Source organism: Streptomyces sp. NPDC002787, assembly GCF_053592095.1.
On record NZ_JBSFVC010000007.1, the window covers coordinates 176,258 to 193,321 of the forward strand.

The following is a 17,064-nucleotide window of genomic DNA, read 5'->3' on the forward strand; positions in this document are numbered from 1 at the left end:
CTCACCGCGGCCGGCCCACCAACTCCCCCGAACTCCCCGGAAAAACAACCGCACCCGGCCCGTCACACCGCCGTGCGGGACGGCGGTATACGGACCGGGTGCGGTCGAGAGGGGCCGGGTCAGGCCTTCTTGGTCTCCCAGAAGATCTTGTCGATCTGGGCGATGTAGTCGAGCGCCTTCTGGCCCGTCGCCGGGTCGGTCGAGCCCTTGGCGGCCGAGAGGGCCTTGAGGGTGTCGTTGACCAGCTGGTGCAGCTCCGGGTACTTCTCGAAGTGCGGGGGCTTGAAGTAGTCGCTCCACAGCACCGAGACGTGGTGCTTGGCGAGCTCGGCGCGCTGCTCCTTGATGACGGTCGCGCGAGCCTGGAAGTGCGGGTCGTCGTTGGCGGCCATCTTGTCCTGCACGGCCTTCACCGACTCCGCCTCGATGCGGGCCTGGGCCGGGTCGTACACACCGCAGGGCAGGTCGCAGTGGGCGCTGACCTTGACCTTGGGGGCAAACAGGCGGGAAAGCATGGAGCATTCCTTCCTCGTGATCGTCTTCTCAGGTGGGACATTACTCCCTACGAGAGAGGTTTTCGCGAGTGCCCCCATGGGCTTAGGACAAAAGTCCGGGGTCAGACTGGGACTGGTGGAGGAACGGACCGGGGAGGTGCCGGGGATGCCGGAGCTGTCGCAGGAGAGCGAGCGGGGGAGGGCCCTCCTGCCCTTCGGGGTGGCCGAGGTCACGGGACCCTCCATGGTTCCGACACTGCGCCACGGGGACCAGTTGCTCGTCCACTACGGAGCGCGCCTCGGGGTCGGTGACGTGATCGTGCTGCGGCACCCCTTCCAGCAGGACCTGCTCGTCGTCAAGCGGGCCGCCGAGCGGCGCGACGGCGGCTGGTGGGTGCTCGGGGACAATGCGTACGCGGGCGGGGACAGCACCGACTACGGGGTCGTGCCCGACGAACTCGTGCTCGGCAAGGTGCGGTTCCGGTACCGGCCCCGGCCGGACGGTCAGCGCTCGCCGTTCGCGCTCGCCCGCTGGGCGTTCTCGGCCGCCCGTCCCGTGCTCTGCGACCGGTCCGCCTCCAGGCGTTTTCGGGCCCGGTAGGCCGCCACGTTGGCGCGGGTCGCGCAGCGGTCCGAGCAGTAGCGTCGGGAGCGGTTGGTGGAGGTGTCGAGGTAGGCGTTGCGGCACGGTGCCGCCTCGCACAGGCCGAGCCGGTCCACGCCGTACTCGGTGAGATGGAAGGCCAGGCCCATCGCCGCGATCGCCGCGTAGCCGGCGGTCGCGTTGGAGGGGTGGTCCGCCAGGTGCATGTGCCACAGCGGTCGGCCGTCGTCGTCCCGGAAGTCGTGCCCCGAGATCTGCGGGCTCACCGGGAACTCCAGCAGGAGCGAGTTCAACAGGTCCACGGCGAGCGTCTCGTCGTCGCCGTCAGCCGCCTCGAACACCGACCGCAGCCGGGCCCGCACCGACCGGAACCGGGTGACATCGGCGTCCGTCGCGCGCCGCGCCGCGGACTGGTTGCCCCCGAAGAGGTCGCGCACGGCCTCGACCGAGGTGAGCGTGTCCTTGCCCCGGAGCGGCTCCTCGCTGTTCACGAGACGTACGGCGTAGTCCGAGTAATAGGCCAGTTCCACTTGTAGTCCTTACGGGGGCGCTCTATTGTCGTCGTGCGGGTCAGGTAATGGCTGCTCGTGCTTACAGGGTATTACGCGGTGCGGCGAAGAAGCAGTACGTGGAGGAAGGGGACCTCATGACCACGACGACCGGAACCGACTGGCACGCCTGGCAGCAGAGCTGGGACCGGCAGCAGGAGTGGTACATGCCCGACCGCGAGGAGCGGTTCCGGGTGATGCTCGACATGGTCGAGGCCTTCACCGGCCCCCGGCCCCGCGTCCTCGACCTCGCCTGCGGTACGGGTTCCATCACGTCCAGGCTGCTGAAGCGGTTCCCGGAGGCCGTCAGCACGGGCGTCGACCTCGACCCCGCGCTCCTCGCCATCGCCGAGGGCACGTTCGAGGGCGACCGCCGGGTCACCTTCGTCACCGCCGACCTCACCGACCCGGACTGGACCGCGCGGCTGCCGTACGACTCGTACGACGCCGTCCTGACGGCCACGGCCCTGCACTGGCTGCACAGCGAACCCCTCGCCGCCCTCTACGGTCAGGTCGCGGAACTCGTCCGCGACGGCGGTGTCTTCATGAACGCGGACCACATGATCGACGAGTCGACGCCCCGGATCAACGCGGCGGAGCGCGCACACCGCCACGCGGGCATGGAACAAGCCAAGTCGGCCGGTGTCGTCGACTGGGCCGAATGGTGGCAGCTCGCGGCCGCGGATCCCGTCCTCGCGGCGCCGACGGCCCGCCGTTTCGAGATCTACGGCGAGCACGCGGACGGTGACATCCAGAGCGTCGAGTGGCACGCCCGGGTCCTGCGTGAGAAGGGCTTCGCCGAGGCCCGCGCGGTGTGGTGCTCGCCGTCGGACTCGCTGGTGCTGGCGGTGAAGTGACGCGCCGGGTGCGGTGACTCGGGCCGTTGCCACGAGCCCCGGGGCGCGAGTCCCGTGCCGCGAGTCCCGTGGCGGCATGAGTGCCATGGCACGAGTAAGGGGCGGTACGGGATTCCGTACCGCCCCTCGCGCGTGGAGTGTTAGAGCACCTTGGACAGGAACGACTGGGTGCGCTCCTCCTGCGGGTTCGTCAGCACGTCACGCGGATTGCCGGACTCGACCACCACACCGCCGTCCATGAAGACCAGACTGTCGCCGACCTCGCGGGCGAAGCCCATCTCGTGGGTGACGACGACCATCGTCATGCCCGACTCGGCCAGGTCGCGCATGACGTCCAAAACGTCGCCGACCAGCTCCGGGTCGAGCGCCGAGGTCGGCTCGTCGAAGAGCATCAGCTTCGGCTCCATCGCCAGCGCCCGGGCGATCGCCACGCGCTGCTGCTGGCCGCCGGAGAGCTGGGAGGGGTAGTTGCCGGCCTTGTCGCCGAGGCCCACCCGGTCGAGCAGTTCGAGGGCGCGTTCGCGGGCCTGGGCCCTGCTGACGCCCTTGACCTGGACCGGCGCCTCCATGACGTTCTCGGTCGCCGTCATGTGCGGGAACAGGTTGAAGCGCTGGAACACCATGCCGATGTCACGGCGCTTGAGCGCGACCTCGCTGTCCTTGAGCTCGTACAGCTTGTCGCCCTTCTGGCGGTAGCCGACCAGCTCGCCGTCGACGTACAGCCGCCCGGCGTTGATCTTCTCCAGGTGGTTGATGCACCGGAGGAACGTGCTCTTGCCGGAGCCGGACGGGCCGATGAGGCAGAACACCTCGCCCGTCTGGACCTCCAGGTCGATGCCCTTGAGGACCTCGACGGGGCCGAAGGACTTGTGGATGCCCTCGGCCTTCACCATGGCGGTCATGCCGAGACTCCCTTCGGACGGCGTACGGGCAGCACGGCCGCCTTGAAACGCTGGACCGGCGTCGGCGGGAGGGACCGGGTGGAGCCCTTCGCGTAGTGCCTCTCCAGGTAGTACTGCCCGACGCTGAAGACACTGGTCAGGATCAGGTACCAGGCGGCGGCGAGGAACAGCATCTCCACGATGGAGCCCGCGCCCTGGCCGATGTCCTGGGCCGCCTTGAGCAGGTCCACGTACTGCACCGTCGAGACGAGCGACGTGGTCTTCAGCATGTTGATGACCTCGTTGCCCGTCGGCGGCACGATCACGCGCATCGCCTGCGGGATCACGATCCGGCGCAGCGTCTTGGCCTGGCTCATACCGAGGGCGTGCGACGCCTCGGTCTGGCCCTCGTCGACGGAGAGCAGACCGGCGCGGCAGATCTCCGCCATGTACGCGGCCTCGTTGAGACCGAGGCCGAGCAGCGCCGTCAGCAGCGGCGTCATGAACGAGGACCAGTAGTCCTTGTAGATCGGGCCCAGGTTGATGTACTCGAACACCAGGCCGAGGTTGAACCAGACGAAGAGCTGGACCAGGACCGGCGTACCGCGGAAGAACCAGATGTAGAACCACGCGACCGACGAGGTCACCGGGTTCTTGGACAGCCGCATCACGGCGAGCAGGATGCCGCCGACGATGCCGATCACCATGGAGAGCACGGTGAGCAGGAGGGTGTTCAGGACACCCTCGATGATGCGGTCGTCGAAGAAGTAGTCGGGGACCGCGCCCCAGTTGATCTTCTTCGCCTGCGCGAACGCGTAGACGATCGCGCCGAGGAGAGCGAGCGCGATGGCCGCGGACACATAGCGCCCCGGGTGCCGGACCGGGATGGCCTTGATGGCCTCCGGACCGGCCGGGGGAGTGTCCGAGGGACCGTCCGTCTTGCTGACGTCAACAGTCACGGGTGGAGCCTTTCAGAACCGAGCAGAACCGAGCCGAGAATCAGGAGCCGCCGTTGATCTTCGCCTCGGTGACGGCACCGTCCTCGACGCCCCACTTCTTGATGATCTTCTCGTACTCGCCGTTGTCGATGATCGCCTGGACCGCGGCCTGCAGCGCGTCACGCAGCTCGGCGTTGTCCTTTGCGACGGCGATGCCGTACGGGCCGGCCTCGACCTGGTCGCCGACGATCTGGAAGTAGTCGCCGCCGCCCGAGGTCTTCACCGAGTACGCGGCCACCGGGTAGTCGGCGGAGACGACGTCCGCGCCCTTGGAGCGCATCCGGGTCTCGGCCTCGGGGTTGGTGGCGAAGTCCTCGATCTTGAGGTCCTTCTTCTTGTCGTCCTTGCACTTCGTCGCCTGCTCCTTGGCGAGGTCGTGCGAGAACGTGTTGCGCTGCACCGCGATCGTCTTGCCGCACAGGTCGTCCCAGGTCTTGATCCCCTGGTCGTCACCCTTGTTGGTGTAGAGCGAGACGCCCGCGGTGAAGTAGTCGACGAAGTCCACGCCGGCGCCGACCTTCTTGCCGGTGTCGGAGTCGATGCCCTCCTGGCGGTCCTTGGTGTCGGTCATGGCCGACATCGCGATGTCGTACCGCTTGGCCGCCAGACCACCGATGAGGGTGTCGAAGGTGGCGTTCTGGAACTTGAACTCCACACCGAGCTGCTTGCCCATCGCGTTCGCGATGTCGATGTCTATACCGACGACCTTGCCGGAGGAGTCCTTGTACTCCACCGGGGCGTACGCGATGTCCGAGCCGACGTTGATCACGCCCTTGTCCCGGAGCGCCGCGGGCAGCTTGTCGGCCAGCGGGGCCGCGCTGGTGGAGGCGGTCTCGGAACCGTTGTCCTTCTTGGTCTGGTCACCGCAGCCGGTGAGCAGCAGGGCGCCCGCGACCGCGATCGCTCCGACCGCGGCTGTCCGGGAGCGCAGGCCGGTCGTACGACAGGTGGTGCTTGCGGTCATGGTGGGTTCCTCCGGCGGGGGTGGTGTGGAGTTGCCGACAGGTCGACGATCAACACGCGTCTTCGAGTGTGGCGACCTTGTGTGATTACGGCATCTTGCCATTCGGGCATGTGCAATCAGATGACCAGCCATGTCAAAATCGGATAACGGGTGACCCCCGAATGACCTACGAACCGCCGCGGACCAGGTGATCACACCGGATCTTGTGCGGGGATTCCTCCTTCCGGCAGGAAGATCTTCGGCGCATCTCGGGATGTGGTCGGCCGTGAACCCCGCACTCGTGGCCGTACAGGACTTGTCGTGAAGTGGCCCGACTTGTCCCGCCATCCGTCGATGAGTCGAACCACCCATGATCGTCTGCAAATGACCTTCGAGTTGTGACCTTCGAGGTATGAAGACGTGTGGACTCGTCGTCGATGCCGTCCGTCCGGTAAGAAGGTTCCTTACACCCCTCATCCGGGGCCCAGGGCGCGTGTGCGGCGCGCCCGTCGCGTCTGAGCCCGCAGGCGTCGCCGTACGTATCGGTGACCTGGGACTTACGCGGTGCCCGCCCGCCCCCGAACCGGGAGCGGTCACCCTCAAACCATGAAGACCTAAGGGGTAACAAAAGTGGCAGCGGAGATTGTCAATCCTCGCACCGACAGCGGCGACGGAAGTACGGGCCAGGAAGGCGGCGGGGAGCCCCTCAATTCCCTGGACTCCTTCGACCCCGCCTTCGCGCTGCACCGCGGTGGCAAGATGGCCGTGCAGTCCACTGTGCCGATCCGCGACAAGGACGACCTGTCCCTCGCCTACACGCCCGGCGTCGCGCGCGTGTGCACCGCCATCGCCGAGCAGCCCGATCTGGTCAACGACTACACCTGGAAGTCGTCGGTCGTCGCCGTCGTGACGGACGGTACGGCGGTCCTCGGTCTCGGCGACATCGGTCCCGAGGCGTCCCTGCCCGTGATGGAGGGCAAGGCGATCCTGTTCAAGCAGTTCGGCGGCGTCGACGCGGTGCCGATCGCGCTCGCCTGCACGGACGTCGACGAGATCATCGAGACCGTGGTCCGCCTCGCGCCGTCCTTCGGCGGCGTGAACCTGGAGGACATCTCCGCGCCCCGCTGCTTCGAGATCGAGAAGCGGCTCCAGGAGCGCCTGGACATCCCGGTCTTCCACGACGACCAGCACGGTACGGCGGTCGTGACGCTGGCGGCCCTGCGGAACGCCGCCCGGCTGACCGGCCGCGGGCTGGGCGACCTGCGCGCCGTGATCTCGGGCGCCGGTGCGGCGGGCGTCGCCATCGCCAAGATGCTGCTGGAAGCCGGTCTCGGTGACGTCGCGGTCGCCGACCGCAAGGGCATCGTCTCCGTGGACCGCGAGGACCTCACGCCGGTCAAGCGCGAGCTCGCCGAGCTGACCAACCGGGCGGGGCTGACGGGCTCGCTGGAGGACGCCCTCGCGGGCGCGGACGTCTTCATCGGCGTCTCCGGCGGTACGGTCCCGGAGGAGGCGGTGGCCTCGATGGCGGAGAACGCGTTCGTGTTCGCCATGGCCAACCCCAACCCCGAGGTGCACCCGGACGTGGCCCACAAGTACGCGGCCGTCGTCGCCACCGGGCGCTCCGACTACCCGAACCAGATCAACAACGTCCTCGCCTTCCCGGGGATCTTCGCGGGTGCCCTCCAGGTGCGGGCCTCCCGGATCACCGAGGGGATGAAGATCGCGGCGGCTGAGGCGCTGGCGTCGGTGGTGGGGGACGATCTCGCTGCTGATTACGTCATTCCCTCGCCGTTCGATGAGCGGGTTGCTCCGGCGGTCACCGCGGCGGTGGCTGCGGCGGCCCGGGCCGAGGGTGTGGCTCGGCGCTGAGCCCCTTGGGGTGGCGGGGGCGTTTTCCTCGCCCCCGCCACCCCTACCCGTCCCTCCCCCACTCTCGGCTTCGCTCGAGCGGGAGGTGCCCCCACCAAGGGGCTGCGCCCCTGCCTTTTCAGGCGCGCGGGGAGCCGTGTCTTTAGGGGCGCGGGGAACTGCGCGAGAAGCCCCACCGGGCCCGCGGTCGCCGACTCACCCGTACCCCCGAGTCATCAGGCGCCGACGGGACGCGTGTCACAGCCGGCTTCGGTTCCCTCGGCCCCGGCGTCCCCCTATGGTCAGGCGCATGTTCGCTGCCTATGCCGCCCGCATCGACCGTGACCAACCGCTCGCCGGACTGGAGTTGGGTGACCGCCCCGCCCCGGAGCCGAGGCCCGGGTGGACGACCGTCAAGGTGAAGGCCGCCTCGCTGAACCACCACGACCTCTGGTCCCTGCGTGGGGTCGGCCTCGCGGAGGACAAGCTGCCGATGATCCTCGGCTGTGACGCCGCCGGTGTCGACGAGGACGGCAACGAGGTCGTCCTGCACTCGGTGATCGGCCAGTCCGGCCACGGTGTCGGCCCCAAGGAACCCCGCTCGATCCTCACCGAGCGCTACCAGGGCACCTTCGCCGAACTCGTCTCCGTCCCCACCTGGAACATCCTCCCCAAGCCCGCCGAGCTCTCCTTCGAAGAGGCCGCCTGTCTGCCCACCGCCTGGCTCACGGCCTACCGCATGCTCTTCACCAACGCCGGTGTACGCCCCGGTGACTCCGTTCTCGTCCAGGGCGCGGGCGGTGGTGTCGCCACCGCCGCGATCGTGCTCGGGAAGGCGGCCGGTCTGCGGGTCTTCGTTACCAGCCGGGACGAGGCCAAGCGCAAGCGGGCCCTGGAGCTGGGCGCGGTGGAGGCGCTGGAGTCGGGGGCGCGGCTGCCGCAGCGCGTCGACGCGGTCATCGAGACCGTCGGCGCCGCCACCTGGTCCCATTCGGTGAAGTCGCTGCGCCCCGGCGGCAGCCTCGTTATCTCGGGTGCCACCAGCGGCGACCGCCCCTCCCACGCCGAACTGACCCGTATCTTCTTCCTCGAACTCAAGGTCGTCGGCTCCACCATGGGCACCAAGGACGAGTTGGAGGACCTCCTCTCCTTCTGCGCCGCGACCGGCGTCCGCCCCGTCATCGACGAGGTACTGCCCCTGGACCGCGCCCGCGAGGGCTTCGAACGCCTGGCCTCGGGCGACCAGTTCGGCAAGATCGTGCTCACCACTCCCTGACGGATTCTGTCGAGACGACGGCCGGCCCGGTTCTCCGGGCCGGCCGTCGTCATGTCAACCAGGGTTGACGCGCTCGGCATGTCAATGTAAGTTGACAGTATGACCGAAGCAACGGATCTCGCCGAGCGCGCGGGCGACCGTGACCCCCGGGTCGGACTGCGGGCCGTCGCAGCACTGCGGAGGCTGCTCGAGCAGTTGGAGTCGGTGCAGGTGCGCAGCGCGCGCAATCAGGGCTGGTCGTGGCAGGAGATCGCCACGGAACTCGGAGTCAGCAGGCAGGCCGTGCACAAGAAGTACGGGAGGCATTGATGTTCGAACGGTTCACGAAAGACGCCCGTGCCGTGGTCCTGGGCGCGGTCGACCACGCCGAACGCGCCCACGCGAGGGAAGTGACCGAGGAGCATCTCCTCCTCTCCCTGCTGGACCGCGAGGCCAGCCGTGCCTCGTTCGCCCTGGCCGCGCTGGGGCTGGCCGAGGCCGACCGGCGGGACTCCGTGCAGCGGGGCCTCGCCGAGGCCCGCCGCCGAGGCGGCCTCTCCCGCGCCGACGTGGATGCGCTCTCGGACCTCGGTATCGACCTCTCCGAGATCGTCTCTCGCGTCGAAGAGGCCCACGGGGTGGGGGCGTTGGAGTCGGGTGCGAAGGGCGGCGGGAAGGGTGGAGGGAAGGGTGGAGGGAAGGGACTGGTGCGTCGCTCGGGGCATCGGCCCTTCACCCGTGATGCCAAGGACGTCCTCACCCGCTCCCTCCGCACCGCCCACGCCCACCGGGACCGCCACATCGGCGACGAGCACCTGCTCCTCGCCCTCACCACCCGCCCCGGTGTCCCGGCCGAGGTCCTCGCGGACCACGGGGTGACGTACGAGGCGTTGGAGCGGGTTCTTTACGGGGGTGGGGAGGCCAAGGCGGGGTGAGGGTGCAGGCAGGGGGTGCGCCCTGCCCGCACCCTCACCCGGCTCATCCCTTCGGCGCTCGCAGCGCCGCCCCGATGTGCGCCGCCGCCGTCGACAGGTGGCGGCGGGCGTCCCGGAGTTGGTCCTCGGTCACGCCGTGGTCGCGGGCCGCGTCGCGGATGTCGTCGCGGAAACGGTCCAGGAGACGGTCCAGGTCGCGGGCCGGGTCGCCCGTGGGGTCCTCGTGCACCCAGGCGGGTTCGTAGTCGGCCGGGAAGTCCTCGGAAGTGGTCGAGTACTCGGGCTCCCCGAAGCCGTTCCGGGTTCCGGCTCCGCCCCCGGCACCGGAACCTGCCGAGGTTCCAGCCCCCGGGGCCGTGCTGGTACCCGCCCCCGCAGCTGAACTCGTGCCGCTCTCCGCCCCCGTACGCCCGAAGCCGAAGTCCTTGCCGAACTCCTTTCCGAAGTCCTTCCCGAACTCGCCGAACTCCTTGGCCAGTTCGGTCAGCCCCTCGCGCACCCCCGTCGGCCAGTCGCCCCGGGTGAAGTGGTCCTGGACGTGGTCCTGAACCCGCTTGGCGATGCGCTGCAGCTCTTCCTGGGCCTGGGTGCGGGCCCGCTCCTGAGCCTCCTTGGCCTGGCGGCGGGCGCGCTGGGCCTCCTCGCGGGCGCGGCGGCTCTCGTCCTTCGCGCGGCGGGCCTGCTCCTTCCACTCCTGCTTGACGCGGCGCATCTCCTCCTTCGCGGCCCGCCAGGCCTCGTTGTCGGCGGACCCCCCGAACTCGCCGAACGGGCCGCGCTCCCCGTCGCCCGCTCCGCCGCCCTTGCGGGCCTCCGAGGCCGCCGCCCGCATCTCGCGGCGCAGATCGCCCGCCGCGCCCCGGACGTCGGCCCGGATCTCGGCTGCCAACTCCGCCACCGACTCGCGGATCTCCAGTTCCAGGTCAGCCAACTCGCCGCTGCGGTCCGCCAGTTCGGCGCGGCCCGCGTCGGTGATCGCGTACACCTTGCGGCCGCCCTCGGTGGTGTGGGTGACCAGGCCCTCCGCCTCCAGCTTGGCCAGGCGGGGGTAGACGGTGCCGGCGGAGGGTGCGTACAGGCCCTGGAAGCGTTCCTCCAGCAGCCTGATCACCTCGTAGCCATGGCGCGGCGCCTCGTCCAGCAGCTTCAGCAGATACAGCCGCAGGCGTCCGTGGGCGAAGACGGGGGGCATGTCAGAGCACCTTCTTGTCGGTCGTGCGAGGGGTCGTGCTGCCGGGGCTGCCGTCACCCGAACCGGTCCCTGAACCCTCCGGAGGGGCATCAGTAGGCCGGGCGGGCGCCGTGTGGCCGACCGGGCCGCCGGCCGAGTCGTGCCCGACGGGGGAGTCGGAGGAGAAAACAGGGGAGGAGTCGGGGGAGGCTGGAGTGGCGGTGGACGGGATGATATGCGGAACAGAGGAGTCCGTGGCTCCGCTTTCCGGCTCCGAGTCCCCGCCCTCGTGCCCCGAGGGCCCGCTTCCCCGCTCCAAATCCCCGGATTTCAGGGGTTCCGCTCCCTCTCCCCTCGCTTCAAGGTCACTGTCCCCCGGCTCCTCGTCCCTTGGCTCCTCGTCCCACGGTTCGTGTCCCGACGGGGGCCTGCGAAGGAGGGCGATCGAGCCGGAGAGGGTGGTGGCCTTGAGGCGGCCGTTGCCCGTGCCCAGGCGGCCGGTGACCTTGTGGGCGCCCCAGGGGCCGCTGACGCGGAGGTTGTCGAAGGCGTTGGAGATGGTGCCGCCGGCGGTGTGGGCCTCGACCTCGGCGTCGGCGGGGTGGGGGAGCCGGATGGCGATCTCGCCGGAGACGCTGGTGAGGCCGACGTCGGTGGGGCCGCCGACGGGGTCGAGGTCGAGCATGATGGAGCCGCTCACCGAGTCCGCCTTCACGGTGGGGCAGGAGCCCTCGACGACGGTCAGGTCGCCGGAGACAGAGCTGAGCCGGAGATCGCCCGTGAGGGCCTGCGCCTCCACGTTCCCCGACACCGTCGTGGCGCGCACGGGGCCCGACAGGCCGACCAGGGTGGTGTCGCCCGAGATCCCCTTCACCTCCGTACGCCCGTCGAGGCCGGACACGACCGTGGTGGCGCCGACCACTCCCACCTCGACACGGGTGCCCGCCGGGACGGCGAGCGAGACCAGCGCATTGCGCCGCCAGCCCTTCCGGTCGGGCCACTTCAGGAAGCCTTTCCAGGGGAGATCGTCGTAGGTCACGGTCAGCGTGCCGTCCTTCTGCGTCACCACCAGGGGCGGGCCCTCCATGTCGGAGACCTCCAGACGGGCGGAACCCTCGGCGGTGCCCATGACGTTCACCGTTCCGTTGACGACGCGCACATGCAGCGTCGTCACCGGTTCGTCGAACGTGAGCCTCCGCGGCTCGGCGACGGACCACTCGGGCATGGTGCTGACCTCCTCGACAGGGCATACGCGCACTATCGCGTATTCCGTGATTCACGATATATCGCGGTCACGGAAAGTCAATACACCCGTTCTGGTGATCCCGTAGGGATGTATGCGAACAAATCGCCCTAGCGTGGGTTCATGTCGACGGAACGCTCCCAGGGTCCCCGTGCCCCCCGGCCCACGCCCGCCCCCGGCGCGCTCCTGCTCTGCCGGGCGGATCCCGACTCCGTCGCCCCCGTCGCTCAACTGCTTCGCGAGCGCATGCTGCTCACCCCGGCCGGCCCGGGGTGGACCGCGCTCGTGCCGGAGGGAAAGCCCTGGTCGCATGGCGCGGAACCCGTCGATCGCGTGCTCACCGGCTGGGCCACCGCCCTCGCCGTGGGCGTCCCGTGGCCCGTACTCGCCCTGTGGTGGGACGCCGACCGCAGCGGCTACACCCTCGCCGCCGGCTTCCGTCGCACCGTCGGCTACGTATGGCTCGCGAACGGCACCCCGGTCGGCGAGGACGAGGCGATGCGTACGTTCGCCGCCCGCCTGGGCCTGGACCCGGTCCTCGACGCGCAGGCCCTGGACCACCTCACCAAGCCCGACCCGGCGGCAGGCGCCCGCGCCCGCCTGCTGGGCCTCCTCGCCGTCCTCGCCCGCGCGGGAGTGACGCTCCCCGCCGGCCTCACCCCGGGCGAACCCGCCGACCGCCTCCGCGAGGTCGCCCGTATCCAGCCCGGTGCTCAGCGCATCGAATGGACCGGCTGGCGCGGAGCCGTCCGCACGGAACTCGACGCGCTCGAACGCGGCCGCCTGGGCCCCTGGCTCCCCTGGGTGGGCACCCCCAGAGCACGCGCCCTGGCCACCGCCCAGCTCCTCGCGGGCCTGCCGCTCACGGCCTGGGGCCTGCACCGCCGAAGCCCCGGCTGGCTCTTCGCCGGCGGCCTCCTGATCGCCCACGGCACCCTCGGCCTGCTGTACGACCTGGCCCACCCACGCGACTGACCGCCCCCCGGGGACCTCCCCGGAGACCTTCTCCGGGTGGCTACTCGTCCTCGTCCTCGTCGTCCAGCCGCGCCAGCCACGTCGCCAGCCGCTCGACCGGCACCTCGAAGTCCGGGTTCAGATCGACGAACGTCCGCAACTGCTCGGCGAGCCACTCGAAGGTGACCTCCTCCTCGCCGCGCCGCTTCGCCAGTTCCTCGATGCCACGGTCGGTGAAGTACATGGGTCAAGGATAAGTGCGGGAAAACGGCCGGGCCGCACCCCCTGGGGAGGGGGTGCGGCCCGGTTGCGTACGGTCTTCGAGCGCTGTTACGCCTCGAACACCTCACGCACCAGCTGCTCCTGCTCGGCCTGGTGGCGCTTGGCCGAACCGACCGCTGGGGACGAGCCGTGCGGGCGGGAGATGCGGCGCAGGCGCTCGCCGTGGGGGACGTCCGCGCCGACCGCGAGGTCGAGGTGGTCGATCAGGTTGAGGGCGATGAACGGCCAGGCACCCTGGTTTGCCGGCTCCTCCTGGGCCCACAGGTACTTCTCGGCGTTCGGGTACTTGCCGATCTCCGCCTGGAGCTCGGCACCCGGCAGCGGGTACAGGCGCTCGATGCGGATGATCGCCGTGTCCGTGACGCCGCGCTTGCGCCGCTCGGCCTCCAGGTCGTAGTAGACCTTGCCGGCGCAGAAGACGACCTTCTTCACGGCCGCCGGGTCGACCGTCGGGTCGCCGATGACCGGGCGGAACTGCCCGCTCGTGAACTCCTCCGCCTTCGACGCGGCGGCCTTGAGGCGCAGCATCGACTTCGGGGTGAAGACGACCAGCGGCTTGTGGTGCGGGTTGTGCACCTGCCACCGCAGGAGGTGGAAGTAGTTCGACGGGGAGGTCGGCATGGCGACCGTCATGTTGTTCTGCGCGCACATCTGGAGGAAGCGCTCCGGGCGGGCGGACGAGTGGTCCGGGCCCTGGCCCTCGTAGCCGTGCGGGAGGAGCAGGGTGACGCCGGACGTCTGGCCCCACTTCTGCTCCGCCGACGAGATGAACTCGTCCACGACCGTCTGGGCGCCGTTGACGAAGTCGCCGAACTGGGCCTCCCACATCACCAGCGACTCGGGGCGGGCCAGCGAGTAGCCGTACTCGAAGCCCATCGCCGCGTACTCGGAGAGCAGGGAGTTGTACACGTTCAGCCGCGCCTGGTCCTCGGAGAGGTACATCAGCGGCGTGAACTCCTCGCCCGTCTCACGGTCGATGATCACCGCGTGACGCTGGCCGAAGGTGCCGCGCTGGGAGTCCTGGCCGGCCAGGCGGACCGGGGTGCCCTCCAGGAGGAGGGAGCCGACCGCGAGGGTCTCGCCCATGCCCCAGTCGATCGTGCCGTCCTCGACCATGGCCGCCCGGCGCTGCAGCTGCGGCAGCAGACGCGGGTGGGCGGTGATGTGGTCCGGGACGTTGACCTGGGACTCGGCGATGCGCTTGACGGTCTCCGCCGTGATCGCGGTGTTCACCGCGACCGGGAAGCCGTCCTGCGGGTCGTGGACCTCGGCGGACGCCGACTGGGAGGTGGCCTCACGGACCTCCGTGAAGACCTTCTCCAGCTGGCCCTGGTAGTCCTGCAGCGCCTGCTCGGCCTCTTCCAGGGTGATGTCGCCGCGACCGATCAGGGACTCGGTGTAGAGCTTGCGCACCGAGCGCTTCTTGTCGATCAGGTCGTACATCAGCGGCTGGGTGAAGGCCGGGTTGTCGGTCTCGTTGTGACCGCGGCGGCGGTAGCAGATGAGGTCGATCACCACGTCCTTGTTGAACGCCTGGCGGAACTCGAAGGCCAGGCGCGCCACACGGACGCAGGCCTCCGGGTCGTCGCCGTTCACGTGGAAGATCGGGGCCTCGATCATGCGGGCCACGTCCGTGGCGTACATGGAGGAGCGCGAGGACTCGGGAGCCGCGGTGAAACCGACCTGGTTGTTGATGACGATGTGGACCGTGCCGCCGGTGCGGTAACCCCGCAGCTGCGACATGTTCAGGGTCTCGGCCACCACGCCCTGGCCCGCGAAGGCCGCGTCGCCGTGCAGGGCTACCGGCAGGACCGTGAAGTCCGTGCCGCCCTTGTTGATGATGTCCTGCTTGGCGCGCGCGACGCCCTCCAGGACCGGGTCCACGGCCTCCAGGTGCGAGGGGTTCGCGACCAGGCTGACCTTGATCTGCTCGCCGTCCAGGCCGGTGAAGGTGCCCTCGGCGCCCAGGTGGTACTTCACGTCGCCGGAGCCGTGCATCGACTTCGGGTCGAGGTTGCCCTCGAACTCGCGGAAGATCTGCGCGTACGACTTGCCGACGATGTTCGCGAGGACGTTCAGCCGGCCGCGGTGGGCCATGCCGATGACGACCTCGTCGAGACGGGACTCCGCCGCCGAGTCGATGACCGCGTCGAGCAGCGGGATGACGGACTCGCCGCCCTCCAGGCTGAAGCGCTTCTGGCCGACGTACTTCGTCTGCAGGAACGTCTCGAAGGCCTCCGCCGAGTTCAGCCGGCGCAGGATCCGCAGCTGCTCCTCGCGCTCCGGCTTGGTGTGCGGGCGCTCGATGCGGTCCTGGATCCAGCGGCGCTGCTTCGGGTCCTGGATGTGCATGAACTCGATGCCGGTCGTGCGGCAGTACGAGTCGCGCAGGACGCCGAGGATGTCGCGGAGCTTCATCAGGGACTTGCCCGAGAAGCCGCCGACCGCGAACTCGCGCTCCAGGTCCCACAGGGTGAGCCCGTGCTCGGTGATGTCCAGGTCGGGGTGCTTGCGCTGGCGGTACTCCAGCGGGTCGGTGTCGGCCATGACGTGGCCGCGGACCCGGTAGGAGTGGATCAGCTCGAAGACACGGGCGGCCTTGGTGACGTCGTCGTCGTGCGAGGCGTCGATGTCCTTGAGCCAGCGGACCGGCTCGTAGGGGATGCGCAGGGCCTCGAAGATGTCGTCGTAGAACCCGCCCTCGCCGAGCAGGTAGTTGGCGACGATCCGCAGGAACTCGCCGGAGGCGGCGCCCTGGATGACCCGGTGGTCGTACGTCGAGGTCAGGGTCATGACCTTCGAGATGCCCAGCTTGTTCAGGGTGTCCTGGGACGTGCCCTGGAACTCGGCCGGGTAGTCCATGGAGCCGACGCCCATGATGACCGACTGACCGGGCATCAGACGCGGGACCGAGTGGACGGTGCCGAGGCCGCCGGGGTTGGTCAGGGAGACCGTGACGCCGGTGAAGTCGTCCATCGTCAGCTTGCCGTCACGGGCGCGGCGGACGATGTCCTCGTAGGCCTGCCAGAACTCGAAGAAGTTCAGCGTCTCGGCCTTCTTGATGCCCGCGACGACCAGCTGGCGGTCGCCGTTGGGCTTCACCAGGTCGATGGCGAGGCCGAAGTTGACGTGGGCCGGCTTGACCAGGGTCGGCTTGCCGTCCTTCTCCGCGAAGGAGTAGTTCATCGACGGCATGGCCTTGATGGCCTGCACCATCGCGTAGCCGATCAGGTGCGTGAAGGAGATCTTCCCACCCCGGGCACGCTTCAGGTGGTTGTTGATGACGATGCGGTTGTCGAACAGCAGCTTCACCGGGACGGCGCGCACGGACGTGGCCGTGGGCAGCTCCAGGGAGGCGTTCATGTTCTTCGCGACCGCGGCGGCGGGGCCGCGCAGTGTGACCAGCTCCGGGCCCTCGGCGGACGCGGCGGGCGCGGCCTGCTTCGCGGGGGCGGCGGCCGCCGGCTTGGCGGGCGCGGGGGCCGCTGCGGCCGCGGGCTTCGCGGCGGCCGCGGCCGGGGCAGCGGCTGCGGGCTTCGCGGCGGCCGGAGCGGGGGCGGCCGGGGCCGCCGGAGCGCTCTGGGCCGGGGCGGCGGGTGCCGCGGGCGTGGTGGTCGCTGCGGCTCCCGTGGCCGCAGTGCTCGCCGGAGCCGAGGCGGCGGCCGCGCCCGGCTTGTAGTCGGCGAAGAAGTCCCACCAGGCTCGGTCTACCGAATTCGGATCCTGGAGGTACTGCTGATAGATCTCGTCGACGAGCCACTCGTTCGGACCGAAGGCCGCGGCGGGGTTCTTACCCGCTTGGTCTGCGTCGGTCGAGATGCTCGAGTTACTGGGGGACTGTGGCGACACGGCGGCAACCGCCCTCTTCCGCTTCACAAGGTGATGGACAGCGGGAATCAAGGCTACGCCCCCGTGGCCGGGAAGGTCAGGCCGAGTCCGCTCTTCGTCGCGTAAGTCACATCGGAAAGCGTGTTTCGGTGGTGGAAATGGCGGGAAACAAGCGTGGTTCCGGTTTGGAACGGGGGTGGGGGGCTGGTGCCGGGCATGC

At 69.6% G+C, this 17,064-nt stretch carries 16 protein-coding genes; 7 read left to right on the forward strand and 9 right to left on the reverse strand.

What is annotated here, in order from left to right:
* Positions 1 to 119 precede the first annotated feature (119 nt).
* On the reverse strand, positions 120 to 515 hold the full coding sequence (sodN, locus tag ACWD26_RS12075; RefSeq protein WP_175434703.1) for a superoxide dismutase, Ni: 396 nt from the start codon (positions 513 to 515) through the stop codon (positions 120 to 122).
* Positions 516 to 660: 145 nt separating this feature from the next.
* Here sodN and sodX point away from each other — a divergent pair, with 145 nt between their 5' ends.
* Positions 661 to 1,095: a nickel-type superoxide dismutase maturation protease gene (gene sodX, locus ACWD26_RS12080; protein WP_451269138.1), complete on the forward strand. Its 435-nt coding sequence runs from the start codon at positions 661 to 663 to the stop codon at positions 1,093 to 1,095.
* Here sodX and ACWD26_RS12085 read toward each other — a convergent pair.
* Positions 999 to 1,628 carry a CGNR zinc finger domain-containing protein gene (locus tag ACWD26_RS12085; RefSeq protein ID WP_451268876.1) on the reverse strand — a complete coding sequence of 210 codons (630 nt, stop codon included), beginning with the start codon at positions 1,626 to 1,628 and terminating at the stop codon, positions 999 to 1,001. The two genes, sodX and ACWD26_RS12085, sit on opposite strands and share 97 nt — an antisense overlap.
* A gap of 116 nt (positions 1,629 to 1,744) precedes the next feature.
* Between ACWD26_RS12085 and ACWD26_RS12090 the strand changes: the two genes are divergently transcribed.
* Positions 1,745 to 2,503: a class I SAM-dependent methyltransferase gene (locus tag ACWD26_RS12090; protein WP_451268878.1), complete on the forward strand. Its 759-nt coding sequence runs from the start codon at positions 1,745 to 1,747 to the stop codon at positions 2,501 to 2,503.
* Positions 2,504 to 2,643: 140 nt separating this feature from the next.
* Here the strand turns inward: ACWD26_RS12090 and ACWD26_RS12095 are convergent, their stop codons facing one another.
* Genes ACWD26_RS12095 through ACWD26_RS12105 form a run of 3 tightly spaced genes read right to left on the reverse strand, consistent with a single transcriptional unit; the run spans position 2,644 to position 5,346 of the window.
* Positions 2,644 to 3,405 (reverse strand): amino acid ABC transporter ATP-binding protein, encoded by a 762-nt coding sequence (locus ACWD26_RS12095; RefSeq protein ID WP_451268879.1) that lies wholly within the window; start codon positions 3,403 to 3,405, stop codon positions 2,644 to 2,646.
* Positions 3,402 to 4,343, reverse strand: a complete 942-nt coding sequence (locus ACWD26_RS12100; RefSeq protein ID WP_451268881.1) for an amino acid ABC transporter permease — start codon at positions 4,341 to 4,343, stop codon at positions 3,402 to 3,404. Before ACWD26_RS12100 ends, ACWD26_RS12095 begins: the two co-directional genes overlap by 4 nt.
* Positions 4,344 to 4,383: 40 nt before the next feature.
* A complete protein-coding gene (locus tag ACWD26_RS12105) occupies positions 4,384 to 5,346 on the reverse strand; it encodes an ABC transporter substrate-binding protein (protein ID WP_451268883.1) in 963 nt (320 codons plus the stop codon).
* A gap of 609 nt (positions 5,347 to 5,955) precedes the next feature.
* Between ACWD26_RS12105 and ACWD26_RS12110 the strand changes: the two genes are divergently transcribed.
* The 4 genes from ACWD26_RS12110 to ACWD26_RS12125 all read left to right on the forward strand — a co-directional run bounded on the left by ACWD26_RS12110 (position 5,956) and on the right by ACWD26_RS12125 (position 9,366).
* Complete coding sequence (locus tag ACWD26_RS12110; protein ID WP_451268885.1) at positions 5,956 to 7,197, forward strand: NAD(P)-dependent malic enzyme; 1,242 nt, start codon at positions 5,956 to 5,958, stop codon at positions 7,195 to 7,197.
* A 289-nt stretch (positions 7,198 to 7,486) separates the two neighbouring features.
* Positions 7,487 to 8,452: a zinc-binding dehydrogenase gene (locus tag ACWD26_RS12115; RefSeq protein WP_451268887.1), complete on the forward strand. Its 966-nt coding sequence runs from the start codon at positions 7,487 to 7,489 to the stop codon at positions 8,450 to 8,452.
* Positions 8,453 to 8,551: 99 nt separating this feature from the next.
* The gene (locus ACWD26_RS12120) at positions 8,552 to 8,761 is read left to right on the forward strand and encodes an RNA polymerase sigma factor sigma-70 region 4 domain-containing protein (protein ID WP_257567058.1); all 210 of its coding nucleotides are present in this window, start codon (positions 8,552 to 8,554) and stop codon (positions 8,759 to 8,761) included.
* Positions 8,761 to 9,366 carry a Clp protease N-terminal domain-containing protein gene (locus tag ACWD26_RS12125; protein ID WP_451268889.1) on the forward strand — a complete coding sequence of 202 codons (606 nt, stop codon included), beginning with the start codon at positions 8,761 to 8,763 and terminating at the stop codon, positions 9,364 to 9,366. Before ACWD26_RS12120 ends, ACWD26_RS12125 begins: the two co-directional genes overlap by 1 nt.
* A 43-nt stretch (positions 9,367 to 9,409) precedes the next feature.
* On the opposite strand, the gene ACWD26_RS12130 is transcribed toward ACWD26_RS12125, so the two are convergent.
* Both ACWD26_RS12130 and ACWD26_RS12135 read right to left on the reverse strand, forming a co-directional pair.
* Entirely contained in the window at positions 9,410 to 10,558 is a 1,149-nt protein-coding gene (locus ACWD26_RS12130) for a helix-turn-helix transcriptional regulator (RefSeq protein WP_451268891.1), read from the reverse strand.
* Position 10,559: 1 nt separating this feature from the next.
* Positions 10,560 to 11,762: a DUF4097 family beta strand repeat-containing protein gene (locus tag ACWD26_RS12135; protein WP_451268893.1), complete on the reverse strand. Its 1,203-nt coding sequence runs from the start codon at positions 11,760 to 11,762 to the stop codon at positions 10,560 to 10,562.
* A 141-nt stretch (positions 11,763 to 11,903) separates the two neighbouring features.
* Between ACWD26_RS12135 and ACWD26_RS12140 the strand changes: the two genes are divergently transcribed.
* On the forward strand, positions 11,904 to 12,755 hold the full coding sequence (locus ACWD26_RS12140; RefSeq protein WP_451268895.1) for a hypothetical protein: 852 nt from the start codon (positions 11,904 to 11,906) through the stop codon (positions 12,753 to 12,755).
* Between the two features lie 40 nt (positions 12,756 to 12,795).
* Here the strand turns inward: ACWD26_RS12140 and ACWD26_RS12145 are convergent, their stop codons facing one another.
* Together ACWD26_RS12145 and ACWD26_RS12150 are read right to left on the reverse strand one after the other, a co-directional pair.
* Positions 12,796 to 12,978: a DUF6104 family protein gene (locus ACWD26_RS12145; RefSeq protein ID WP_161252429.1), complete on the reverse strand. Its 183-nt coding sequence runs from the start codon at positions 12,976 to 12,978 to the stop codon at positions 12,796 to 12,798.
* 86 nt (positions 12,979 to 13,064) lie between these two features.
* Entirely contained in the window at positions 13,065 to 16,865 is a 3,801-nt protein-coding gene (locus ACWD26_RS12150; RefSeq protein WP_451268897.1) for a multifunctional oxoglutarate decarboxylase/oxoglutarate dehydrogenase thiamine pyrophosphate-binding subunit/dihydrolipoyllysine-residue succinyltransferase subunit, read from the reverse strand.
* Positions 16,866 to 17,064 lie beyond the last annotated feature (199 nt).